Annotated in this window: 7 protein-coding genes, 1 tRNA gene and 1 pseudogene; 4 read left to right on the top strand and 5 right to left on the bottom strand. The window is 56.7% G+C overall.

Annotated features, from left to right (window positions below; translation table 11 throughout):
- The first annotated feature begins 84 nt into the window (after positions 1–84).
- From QN245_RS16005 to QN245_RS16015, 3 genes are all read left to right on the top strand, one after another.
- Positions 85–177 (top strand) — tRNA-Ser (locus QN245_RS16005).
- Positions 178–262: 85 nt separating this feature from the next.
- The gene (locus QN245_RS16010; protein WP_317843644.1) at positions 263–1,792 is read left to right on the top strand and encodes a DUF6538 domain-containing protein; all 1,530 of its coding nucleotides are present in this window, start codon (positions 263–265) and stop codon (positions 1,790–1,792) included.
- Positions 1,793–1,911: 119 nt separating this feature from the next.
- Positions 1,912–2,820, top strand: a complete 909-nt coding sequence (locus QN245_RS16015; RefSeq protein WP_317843645.1) for a hypothetical protein — start codon at positions 1,912–1,914, stop codon at positions 2,818–2,820.
- A 644-nt stretch (positions 2,821–3,464) separates the two neighbouring features.
- On the opposite strand, the gene mobQ is transcribed toward QN245_RS16015, so the two are convergent.
- A complete protein-coding gene (gene mobQ, locus QN245_RS16020) occupies positions 3,465–5,009 on the bottom strand; it encodes a MobQ family relaxase (RefSeq protein WP_317843646.1) in 1,545 nt (514 codons plus the stop codon).
- Between the two features lie 285 nt (positions 5,010–5,294).
- On the opposite strand from mobQ, the pseudogene QN245_RS16025 reads away from it, so the two are divergent.
- A pseudogene (locus QN245_RS16025) lies at positions 5,295–5,590 on the top strand (hypothetical protein).
- 142 nt (positions 5,591–5,732) lie between these two features.
- On the opposite strand, the gene QN245_RS16030 reads toward QN245_RS16025, so the two are convergent.
- From QN245_RS16030 to QN245_RS16045, 4 genes are all read right to left on the bottom strand, one after another.
- Positions 5,733–7,466 (bottom strand): ADP-ribosylglycohydrolase family protein, encoded by a 1,734-nt coding sequence (locus QN245_RS16030; protein ID WP_317843647.1) that lies wholly within the window; start codon positions 7,464–7,466, stop codon positions 5,733–5,735.
- Positions 7,467–8,129 carry a DarT ssDNA thymidine ADP-ribosyltransferase family protein gene (locus QN245_RS16035; protein ID WP_317843648.1) on the bottom strand — a complete coding sequence of 221 codons (663 nt, stop codon included), beginning with the start codon at positions 8,127–8,129 and terminating at the stop codon, positions 7,467–7,469.
- A complete protein-coding gene (locus QN245_RS16040) occupies positions 8,126–9,532 on the bottom strand; it encodes a 3'-5' exonuclease (protein ID WP_317843649.1) in 1,407 nt (468 codons plus the stop codon). The genes QN245_RS16035 and QN245_RS16040 overlap by 4 nt, the downstream gene beginning before the upstream one ends.
- A gap of 417 nt (positions 9,533–9,949) precedes the next feature.
- Positions 9,950–12,523, bottom strand: coding sequence for an XVIPCD domain-containing protein (locus tag QN245_RS16045; RefSeq protein WP_317843650.1), 2,574 nt, complete (start codon positions 12,521–12,523; stop codon positions 9,950–9,952).
- Positions 12,524–12,530 lie beyond the last annotated feature (7 nt).

Below are 12,530 nucleotides of genomic sequence, written 5' to 3' on the forward strand. Positions count from 1 at the left end.
ACGGCGGTGGTTCGCCTTGTGAACGGCCGCCATGACGGCTAGAATTCCCGCCCTTGCCCGGACCGCATGGCCCGCGCAAGACCCGGAGAGGTGTCCGAGTGGTTGAAGGAGCACGCCTGGAAAGTGTGTAAGCGTCTAAACCGCGCTTCGGGGGTTCGAATCCCCCTCTCTCCGCCAGATTACGCAAACCCCTGAGAAATCAGGGGTTTTTTGTTGGCGTAAAACTGGGCTGCAGACGCGCAAAACGGGACACACGACGCCCATGCGCATTCCCCATCATCTCGTTCGAGCTCCCTCCGGCCTCTGGTCGTATCGCCAGCGTGTCCCGGTGGATTTACAGCCCATCGTGGGTCGCCAGACCTTCAAACGCACCCTGCACACCTACGACATGCGGGAAGCGCGGCTGCGCGCGCTGACCCTGGCCGCCCGGTATGCTCAAGTCTTCCGTGTGTTGAGGGAACGACGCATGCAGACCCGAGACGACGACTTGGATGCGCTCCTCGCGCGTCTGACCGGCGCCGAACGCCCGCAGGAACTGACGCTGAAGCGGACACGCTCGGCGGATGGGTCGATCACCGAGCAATGGGAAATCGACACCCCAGAAGACGTCACGCTCTACCAGCAACTCATGGAACTCACGGCCCCGCAGTCCAGCGCGCTGGGGGAGCTGATTCATCAGCACGTGCCGCCCCTCCCGACGCCGAGGCGAACGACGAAGCCCGCCATTGAGACGATCACCCTGGGCAAGGCCCGGGATGCTTGGCTGGATAGCATCAAGGCCAGCACGCTCCCCAAGACCTGGACCATCAAGCGGACCGCCATCGACCTGCTGACCCGCTTCCTCGGAGAAAAGACCAAGCTGCACACCATCACCCGCTCGGACCTGTCCCGGTGGTATCAGCACATGCGCGACAACAAGGCATCGACCCCGACCTTGACCAACAAGCAAAGCTATGTGGGCGGCAAAGGGGGCTTTTTCGAATGGGCCATGGCCTCGGGCCACTACCCGAAAGGCGACAACCCTGCCTCCGGCCATGTGAGCTACTCGACTCGGGAGAAGCGGACCCGGCGTAAGTTTGGCTTCAAGGCCTATGACACCCACCAAGTCCAAGCGCTGTTCGCGCCTGCGGCCTTTGAATCCCTACCCCTGGCCGCGCGGTGGGCGTCCCTCATTGGTCTGTATACCGGCGCTCGCGCCTCGGAGGTCGGCCAACTGCTGACCGCCGACGTAGTACAGGACGGCGGCCTCCCCTGTATCCAGATTTCGGACGAGGGCGAGCATCAGAAGGTCAAGACGGACGTGAGCTTGAGGACTGTGCCGATCCATCCCGATCTCCTCGCCCTGGGCTTCCTGGATTGGGTCGAGCAGGCGCGCGCCGAGGGACAAGAACGCTTGTTCCCAGCGGCCAAAGCCGATGCCAAGAACGGCCAGGGCAACTGGATCTCCAAAGCGTTTAGCCGGCACCTGGCCGAGGTGGGCAAGAACTGGCCCACCGCCAAGCGCGGCTTCCACTCGTTGCGCAAGACCCTGATCCAAGAATTGCAGGGCGCCGGCGTGGTGTCCGAACTCAGGGCTCAGTTGGTCGGCCATGAACTGGATGACGAGCACCATGCCACTTACAGCCGCGACTTCACCGCCAAAGAAAAGCTGGAAGGACTGGGGGCTCACTCGCCCGGTCTTCGGATATTGAGCTACGGGCTTAACCTCCAAAGGTTACGCACGCTGGTAGATCCCAGTCTGCTGCCTGATGGCAGTTTGCCTAAGCGTCCTCGCCTTAAAACAAGGCACTAACCGCAGAGGTATTCCAGACCCACTCGACGCACTGACGAAGTCGATAGCATCCAACATAGGCCCCGGCTCTAAGAGACCACCGTTCATCAACATTTCACCCAGCCAGCTAGGAGAGCGACGTGGCAAAGATCCAGATTGAGGAAAGGGAATACGAGACGGCGTTGTATCAAGAACTAGGCTCAACAAACGGCCACCTCTGGGCACCCGGCCAGGTTCTTGAGGCTTTCATGGCATTTGATTACTCCACCTACACTAAAAATCCTAAATTTTGGAATGCGGTTGGCAAGAATCCGCAACTGGGCGTTAACCTCAATCCAAAGGCCCCATCCTTCAAGAAAATAAAGCGCCCCCTCCCTCAATTTGCGCTAAATCTATTCGTGCAAGCGAAGAGACCCCGCAGTCATAGAATGAAAGCCGAAGCAAAGTTAGCGGCCCATAAACTTGGCTCACCCTGCTGGAGATTCAAGATATCCCAGCCTCAACACAGAAGACTACGGAAGTTGGCAAAGGCTGCTGGAAACAAAGCTTATGTTTGTTATGCCGCTCCAGTCTTCCACATGGCATTAAAACTATACACCGCCCAGCTGAAAGGAACCATCATTGATCAAAGCACCTTTCCACCCGTACTTGCATTAGGCAAACATCACGCATGGAACTATTCGCAACCTGGTGCTAAAGGAGTCGCTAACAGCGAGCCAGAGCCCATCGAAGAAACAGGCCTGCGTGATCGCATATCAGCGATGCTGCGCGACGACCAGCAGCACCAAGAGATGTCGCCCGGGAAAGCTTTAAAAAGATTATGGAACGCGGCAGACGCCTCCAGTAAGGAGGAGATTGAATCAATGGGCGCACGCCGACGAGAAAAGTATTTGGCTCGTCGCAAAGCAATAAACGCACTCAGGACACGTGGGCAAGAAGAAGCGAGGGCAATGATCTATTGCTTGCACTTGATCAACTATGCAAATACATTTGACATGATTTGGCTGGTCATTTCCCCAGTAGCGAAACAGGCAAAAGTGAAGAGCTGAACGCCGGCCAATTTTCCCAGGTCAAACGCACATTCCGACCAACGATGGCAGCCTACCTTCACTCATCTCCAACGAACAGTGGAAGCTCACCCAATTGCTCCGCACTTCTGAAGCTTGGGTGCAAACCAAAATATACTTCGGGTTTCCAGACGCTAAAGGCATTCAACCCGGATGCTGAAACCGTGAGATACTCGACAACTCAAGACTTGCAGTTCTTGGTGGCGGTGGTTCGATGTGAAGACCCTTCACTACAGGACCTACCCATGCCCGCAAACGTAGAACTCCGCATCGCCAGCCAGCTTCTTCAAGCCCTGGTGCCTCAAAACAACGCCCGAGACGCCAGTGAGCGCGAGGTAGATGTCCAACATGCGTTGGATGTCGCAAAAATACTGTTGCGTCGGTTCGCCGCATCGCCTGGAAGCCAAGCAGGTCAGTCCCTCGCCTACTCTCCTCCGAGAGGCACTGTATCGCGAGCCGCGGTCGTCGACCGGGACCAAGTGCCGATCCGCTTCCCTTCCCTGGATGCTTGGCGTGAAGCTCGTGCCCTCCCACCAGCGAACCCAATCCCCACCAGAACGCTGCCAAGGGGACCTGGCCTTCGTTGAAAAACAGCCCCGCGTCCGCGGGGCTTGTTCTTTATAGGATCAATGAAGGGTCGGCCCACGCGGAACTCGCGGACGAGGAGCCGACGCATCGGATTCCAAGGACTGAGGAGCCACTGGCTTTAAAACTTGCCCCTGCGGCGGATAAGGCATTGCCTTGAGGAGCTCTGCCTTCTTAGCGATCTCAGAGTCGATCAAGCTCAACTCTTGTTCCGCTGCCCGTTCCTGAGCCAACTTCAACTCAGCTGTGCGCTTCTCAAGGACCGAAAGCCGCCGGCCGCGGCGCTGGGTCCATTCCGGGCGCGAGTAGACAGTTGAATCCAGCGGATAGTCGGAGTTGAACCGCTCCCACTCCTGTTCGGCGATGTGATGCAACTTGGTCGCACTCTTGACGTTCAGCAGCCTGCGAGCCCGGTTAATGATGAGGCACTTGAGAGCACGGACCTGAATTACAGCCTTGGTGATCCATTGCCGGAGCTCGATGGTCTCCCCTTGCAAGGAAAGCTGCCGCTGCGCCCAACTCAACGCATCGCGAGTCCTTTCCATGGCCAGATCGGCCCTCGCCCGGGCTATCTCCTCCAAGTCGCGCAAGGCATCGACAATCCTCTCGGCGAGGCTGACGGGCGCCTGCTGTTCCGGGAGTCCATGAGACGAAAGGAGCAGGTGCTGCAACCGGACTCCAGAAACGCCTCGCATCTCCAGACCAGCGGGCAGCCCTGCCGTATCGCTGTTGAGGATCCGCCCACCACGCGCGGGCGCCTCTTCTTGAGTTGGACTTGGCGCGGGCTTGCCCGCTAACCCGGCTTTGCGCACCAGGTATTCATAGTGTTCTTTGTTGTCTTCCGCTATCTGCTCGTTCTTGCTCGCCCTATCGGTCGCTACGCCCTTTCTAGCCAGCGCGGCTGCCGACTTACCCAGATGCTGGGTCGGTTCGCGGGAAAGCGCTGCTGCCGCCAGATCGTCTCCCCGCTCCATCGCCGATCTGGCCTGTTCGGCCAAGCTGCGATGGTCGATCGTGCTAGTAATACCAGCTGCCTCCAGATGGGCGTTCGTCATCGTTGCGATCATCTCCCGAATCCATTGCACCTGGGCCTTGCCCGACGGCCCAACGTCCAACTCCCGGGTTTTGTCGCCAAAGCCTTCAGGCCCAATGCGGCGGGTGGTCGCCAGGATGTGGACATGGTGGTTGAGCCCATCCGGCGTGCGTGGGGAATGGAGGCTTGCCTGGACAGCGAAGCCGTACCGGTCGACCAGCGCATCGGCGATGACAAACGCCAACTGTGCCCGCTGTTCGTCGGAGAGCTCGTGGGGCAAGGAGACTTCGAACTCCCTGGCCACGGTCGAGTCTTTCCGACGCTCGGCGGCCTCCGCGATCGCCCAGAGCTCCTGGGGGTCAAAGGCCCACTCGGGAGCGTCTGGCGGCGCAAGGCAGAAGCTTTGGACGACGCCGCTGCGGCGGCGGTAGTCGTGCTGCTGCCCGGTGAGCAAGTCCGCGATCAGCAGGCCGCCTCGATAGGCGGCCGCAGCGAGAGCGGACTGCCCGCGGCTGCGACTGAAGATTTTGATTGAGGTGTGGAAGATGGCCATAAAAACTCCTGTGAAGACAGGGTTCTTTATGGACCAGCTTTTGCCGTTGGCAAGCCTCGCAGAGGCTTGGGGTTCCAGGGGCGGAGCCCTTGGCGCACGCATCCGTCAGGATGCTTAAGTGCGCTCTTGCTTCCTTCTTTTAAGCCTTGTTTTTCAGATCTTTTCGATTTGGAGGGAGTCCAAATTTTCAAGTGGGCGCGAACTTGACGAGAGCCATTTCTCTGGTTGACTCGTAGGCAAGCAGATGGGAAATAAGATGAGCGCGAAAACCACTACCACGATCGAATCCATGGAGCCACAGAACGGCTAGCGCAGTTGCAAGCGCGCGAACTTTTAGCAAGCCAGCGCCAAGCGGTAAAAGCGAAGGAAATGCAACGCCGCGAAGAAGCAAAGCGGCGCGCACGTGTCGCAGAGCTAGTGTTCCTGGCCGGTGCAGAAGCGCTGGAATTGCTGAGTTGGTCGGCACACTATTGAGCTATGTGGAAAGCCGCAATGACCATGATGTCCGCGACCAAGCACGCTCCCGCGGGCTCTTGCGGCTGTCAATGGTAGACACAGAAGACAGCCAAATCAGGCACTGACCTGCCTCTCCAGTACCAGATCTACTGAAAACCTTCCCGAAATTGATAAAGCGGCACCAACGCCATTTAATCACGCCGATGGTACCGCACCCAAAATTAAAGCAGCGAAAAACCTTCAAAGCTAACCATCGAATCTAAGAAGCTAAGCTTTAGAGCGTCGCTGCCTTGCAAGCTTAGCCTTCGCGATTATGGCCACAAGAGCAACAGCAGACTCTATATCCTGATTTTGGTCTATGCATCTATTGATGACCCGCCCGATGACTTCATTGGAAAATCCAGAAGAAAAAACCTCCTCACTGATTTCGTCCAAGCTCATGCCCGCATGGCGCCGTTCGCCTAAAATGCCGCTAGAGCTCAGCTTCCCTTCCTCGTTGACAAACGATTCCTTAGCCCGCGCAGAATTCTGCTGACTAGCACGACGCCGATCAACTGCACGCTGTAGCGCGATGTCTTCCTCCGACTGCTGCCGTACTCCACCACTACTACTTGGAAGAAGCATCGGCGAGGCTGTCGCCAAATCTCTGCGCCTTTTGACGAGAATGGTCTGACCAAAATCCAAGCGCATCCACTGCCAGATCTCACTACCATCGCCGGACGAATAGTCGCCACCGATTGGCTCAGCATTACCCAAACCAGCCAAGACAATTCCTCCGTCGTGCACCATTACCGAGTCGGCCTGAGTTCCTGGGGCGCGCCATTGCATTAAGTCAGGATATTCAAAAGAACTGACGACAGACCCATCTCGAATTTTCTCCAGTCGAAGCGCCTGGTCAACGAGATACTCTCTATCCTGGACATGCCAGCGCGGTGCCGGCGCCAGCGCGCCAAGCATAGCGCCCGCCATAGTACCGATAGTGTCTGTGTCGCTACCCAAGGCATTAGCTGCACAGAGCACGGCATCTTCAACATTAGCATTCCTAAACAACCAAGAAAGAGCGTTGGCTGCAATAGATGTCTTCAAACCAGAACCGCGCAACTTCTCATTGAATAAATCAAGCTGAGTCAGAACGTCAAAATAACTAAACTCAAGGTTGTCACTACTAAGGGAGTTCTCAATCTTATTCAAATCATCCTGACACTCAGCGCGCACTCTAGCCAGCGCATCCTTCAACTTGACGCCGGACTTTTTCTCCCAGGACGGCAACCAAAAATCACGAAGCTGAGGGTCAGAGTCAACCATTTCTGGGACTTCGTTGAACACACTAAGATACTTCCCCCATGACTCAGGCCCGCTGACAGCACCCTCAAGCAAAGTATCTGAAAGACTGATCGCATGAAAAATCGCCCCACAGAACCCGTTGGGGTGCCCGTGTGTGACTAGCGAATCACGTAACACATTCAAAAGCATCTTGTCATTTCTATCCGCGGGAGCACACCACACATGGGGCTGAATCCGCATTGCAGCACCGTTACCACCGCCATCGACGTATCGCAGGTTTTTAGCATTGTAGAAGTTCGAGAACCAGTTGACGCCCTTTTTTGCCAGGCCAGATGCAGCAGCCTTGCTGCCCCGGCCAGCGCCCAATGCATACGAAAGCCAAGTTGGAAGCTCGATTTTGGCGAAGGCCTCAACGTCGAACACTCCACCATTGCCGATAGCCCGGGAAACAGCAAGCCGCAGCTGGGTGTCATCAGAATACGTTCCTGCAGGCAGGTCAACCTCAACCCCCGACCAGCCTCCAATCTTCCTTCTCCACTGGACAGGCTTCTTTAGTCTCGGCGCACCCACACGTCGCTTAACAAGGCCTGCGTCAGCCAGTTCAGTGATCCAACCCAATGCATCAGCAGAGGCAGCCCAGAGCGAGGAACTGACGATCGAGACCGGCCCTTGCCCGGCTGAACTTGACCGGTGAACTTGACTATAGTTATTGCTCATCTAGTTAGGCCTTCCGACGAATTTCTGCTCATTTACAATGACCTCTACCCACGTCATTTCGAACTCGCGAAGCCAACCCTCCACCCTGTCGGCCTGCTCGCCCTCTCTGACATACACCCGGCGTAGTGCATGAAGATCAACATATCCTGGATACAATACTTCAGCTTGCTCGCAAGTAGGCAGTCGAGGCTCCCTATCTAGCCTATAAGCCCGCCACGATGGCAACTTGCGCCCAACTACGGGCACGAAAAGCGCATCAAAACCCTCCAAGCCCCCCTTCCGAGAACACAGATCATAACCGTTGTTGGTGGTAGCGAAGTAAACTCCATCATCACACATTATAGATGAGTCAAACGATAATATAATCCACCAATAATCAGAATCCTGGTGCCATCTACTAGAAACAAGCAAGAATCTACTATTGATTTCTGATATTGAAAGATTGACGTAGTCAAGCCAGTTTTCCTTCTTATCAAACCCCTCTGCGGTTTCCGGCCTCGATACCGAGTTGGCCATCCACTGATGTTCAAGGTACTCGTCAAAGTGAAGTCTATGCCTGGAGTAGAGACGGCGGGAAGCAAGCATCCCGACAAAACCTCGATTCGTAGTAAAGTGAACAACCTCCACAATGCCACGCTCTTGAATCCGGCTAGCGATAGTCATGGCAGAGACTCCTCTGAAAATGCCCCCTTTTGAAAGAAGTCCACCAGTCTAGACTCTTCGCCCGGCTTATAACCCAAGACTACCTGATTTCGCGCGCGCGCAACAGCTACAGCGAGAAGTCTACGTAATACCAGCAACTCATCATCGGAATCCAGATCTGAGAATCCTGTATTTTCAGAGCTTAACCCCAAAATGAACACATAATCAAACTCCAAACCTTTTGAAGAATGAAACGTGCATAGAGCAATGTTTTCCGATCCGGATGGCCATTCTGATTCTCTCGTGATTTCAGCGAATTGCAGCCCTGAATTCCTTAGCGACTCGCGAGTATAGTCCAGCCAAGCTCCGGTGATATAGAGAAATGCTACGGACTCGTTCGTCAGATCCACTTGGCTTCGAATGAACTGAATTGCCCATGCAAGTTGATTCCTGTAACGCCCGCGAAGGACAACGGGAAGTGGCCCGTCCCTCTCTGCGGAGTTGAGATTAGGAAGCGCGCCATCGCTATCGACAGTTAGCCCACTAAGCAACCCGAGAGCAAATGCGGCTATCTGCTTAGTATTTCGGTGATTCGCTCGTAGCGTGTGGTAACCACCACGACGAATCTCAAATCCCGCCTCTAGCCAAGTGAAGCCACGCGCGTAGATCCTTTGCGCAGTGTCAATAACAAATGTGAGCGCGTGATCCGGCGCAAGATGTCTGCCGATTGCCCGGAGTTGATTGGCGGAAAAATCTTGACTCTCATCGACTATGACAACGTCATAGTTCATCGATCCTTCTGTCTCTGCCATTCTTATAGCGAGTCCGTTCCAATCCACTCCTCCTTGCGTCTCAAGCCACGCCAGATAGGGAATCACGATTTCATCAAGAATTTGGCGCCTCAAGGTTCTTTCAACACGAGGTTGCGTCCCTCGACCGGTTCGTTCCGTTCGTATATATTCATCGAGATTTAACGGATGAAACCGACCTAGTATGTAATCAACTTCCTTTCTGAGATACCCCTGCGATAGAGAGCCGATTTCGGCTTGCGCGATCAGCTTACTGAGATGAACCTCCGCAATCCTGTCGATAATTCGAACGTCATTCAGTACGTTAGCAGCCCATTTGGCAAATGTTTTAATTTCCAGCAAAACATTTGAAGCGTCGACCTGAGAATCTGCCAACGCCGATACATATCCGCTCAATGTCTTATTGAAGGTCAACACAAGGACCCTTACAGGAGAAGTGTCTGACCGCCTCTTCTTTCGGGCTTCGAACATATAAAGAAGAGACCTCAGCCGCAAAAGCGCCGTCGACGTTTTTCCACTTCCTGCAGCCCCCCGTATAACTTCAACCCCCAGATCATTGCCACTTATGATGGGCAGCTGTTCTGGAGTAGCCTTTACTTGCGGCAGTGTCTTCATCTCTATCCTTTGAGAATCATTAATATCTGATACGCATCGAAATATGAATCCATTTGTGGATTCTACTCATGTCTCTATGCACGAAGTTGGCAATAACCAAACCTCTCGCGTCGCCAAGTACATCGCCATCCCTACCCCAAAAGCTTGGAACCTAAATTCCCTGCCCCACGTAAGCACCACATCCTCCGTTCAGCATTTCTGCCTTGGCGTCCGCGGTTTAGCTCTAGATCACGCTAAGCGCATAACGTAAGCCCTTCCTGCAATGACGGCATAGGCACTGCCTACCTCTGGCGGCCTGCCTCCTTGCGGTCCTCCAAACTGAGGCCTTAGTCAAAGCACCTGGTTTTTTCTTACTTTAAGGCGTGCCCCTTGGTGCTCTCATTGGTCGCGCTGAAAAGACCTCGGAACATCTAAAGCCTAGAGCGCCATCTTCGGCCCTTGCTCCTGTTGCTGAGTCTGTCGTTGGGTTTGCTCAAGTGCCTGCTGGCGCACCTGATCCTGCTTGATGACCTCCGCCTGCTGCAGGTTCTGCTCCGCCGGCTGCTGGGCGGCCTCCCGCCCATCCACCCGAGCATGGAAGATCGGCAGCTTGTCACCGAACGGCGCGTAGACCGCCAGCACGTTCTCCGCTCCGTCCTTGCCCAGCGCACCGGTCACCCGGTCCACCCGTTTCACCAGCGGATCCTCAACCTGTTGCTTGTAGAGCGCCGCCGTGACGTTGCGGCTTTCCTCTTCGTTCCAGTTCCCCGTGCCGCTGACCCAGGAGTGGATCGTCTGGTAGGTCGAGTGGTCTGGATGCGCGGGGTTGTCGGCCAGGATCGGGCTCTTCGCGTCCTTCTCCTGCGCCGGTTCGGCCTCCGGCTCTTTGCTGCGGCTCGGCGCGGTCACCGAGACCGTCGCCAATGTCGGCACGTGTGCCATGGCCGGCTGGCCCAGCTCGGCTTTGGCTTGGCGCAGTTCCTCGGAAGTGGTTACCGCCACTTGATGGGCCACGCCGTCCTGGCCGACCTTGTAGTGTGCGATCTGGCTGTCGTAGCCGTATTGCCCCTGCTCGTTGGGCTTCAACTTCTGAATCGTCGGACCGGTGAGGCCTTCAGCGTCCTTTGTCCGCTGCGTGGCGAGTTCCACTGCCTGCAGGTTGTGCTTCTGCGCGTTGAGGTCGACGCCAGCGGCTCGATACCGATGCAGGAGCTCGTTGTGCTCCATCTGCGCCGCCGTTGGCGCTGGGCGAGCCTCAATGGCCGCCAGCGTCTCCTGAGCGCGCTCCAGCGATGGCTGGCGCATCTGGTTCGTGAGCTCCAGCTCCGCCGCCAGGTTGCCGGCGGCCACCCCGTCCTTGCCGAGCCACTGCCCGGCCTCGTTGCGCTGGTAGGTCTGGCCATCGTGGCCCTGCACCCGGTCCTGCTGGGCACGAGCACTTTCCACGGCAGCAGGCACGCCCACGCCGTAGTCCTGCCCGCGCTGCGCAGCGTGACTCTCCAGGTAAGTCTGGGCGATGGCCTCGCGGCCGTTGGCGATGTTGTTTTCGATGCGCGCCAGAGCCTCCTGGTTCAGGCGCTGCGTCTGCTCTGCGCTCGCGATCTGGGGCTCGTAGACACCGCGATCATCCGCACCCGTCACGCCGGTTTTGACCTGGCGCTCCCACTTCTCCGTGTCCGGATTGCGATGCCAATTTTGGTTGTCCAACCCAATCCGATCGCCGGGCTGGGCCGGCAAATTGAACGGGTCCTGCGGCGGGGGCGCTTTGCCCAGCGCAAACTCAGCGGCCTTGGCATTGGCCATCGCGCCCAGTTCCTGGGATTTCGCGTAGCTGGCCACCACGTCCTGCTCGACGGCCTTGCCCTGCCCCTCTTGCAATTGGCCTTGGCGCTCCCAGTTGCGGCCGTTGAACTGCCAGTCCACCCCGGCCTTGTCGGTCTGGTGGAAGATGTCTCGGTTCTCTTTCAGGTCAACGGCCTTGTCGAAGGCCTTGCTCATCAAGACGGCATCGCCCACCACCAGCGCTGCAGGCACAAACCCGCTGCTGCTGCCCAGCGCGGCCGAGGTGGCCGCACCGCCGGCCCAGCCACCCGCGTTGCGGGCAATGGCGTGCTGAACTTCCGACTGCGCGGCCGTGGTGTTGCCCTGCTCCATCAGCGCCGAGGCAGTGCGAGCAGTCATGACGGCATCCGCCCCCGTGGCCAGGAGACCGCCGGCACGGGTCAGGCCACGCGCGGACGCCTCACCCATCAGCAACTGCATGGCAACTTCGCCACGCTGGCCGCGGGGCACGCGAAGATTCTGTGCGGCTTCCTCACCTAGGGTCTGCTCGACCTTGAGGATGCCCTGCTCAGACAAGACCACGCGCCCATCGTGGTGGGCATTGGCGATCGCGAGCGACAACCCGCTGCGCTGAAGTTCGATGTCCCCGCCTCGAATGATGGCGGTGTTGCTGACCTGAATCTGACTGAGCGTAGTGACGATGCGAGATTCAGAGTTCGTCACACCGGCCCAACCACGATCAACCCCGGTGAGCCCCTTAAGAACACCAAGCTGTTGAGTATGGGCTTGGTGATAGTCTGAGTTGTTTTGCAGAAAGTTCTGAGTTTTCAGGTTGGCCTGAGCAGGGGTAAGACCAAGTGGCGTGTTGGTGTTCAAGTCATTGTTAATCAGGCCAACTGCAAGAGTGTCGCGCAACTGCTCAACACGCTGGGCCACGCGATTCAACGCTTCCGGGTCACCTCGCAAAGCCGCTCGGCCATCTCGCGTTGCCTGAATTTCTTCCAATTGCTTAATTACGCCATACTGATAGGCGCCAAGCGGGCCACCGCTGTGCGGTGAAATACCTAGAGATTGAGCGAACTTCGGATCGGACGGCAGGAAGATACGGTTTTCCTGCGCATGAATATCAAACCGACCGGTCTCTTGCAGCTTCGCAAGCAACTTACTGTTTTTAAGCGTTTGCTGCTCGATCTCGTGATGATCTTGAAAAAGCGTCCGATATTTCGACATAAACTAA

The organism is Xanthomonas rydalmerensis (genome assembly GCF_033170385.1).
GTDB lineage: Bacteria > Pseudomonadota > Gammaproteobacteria > Xanthomonadales > Xanthomonadaceae > Xanthomonas_A > Xanthomonas_A rydalmerensis.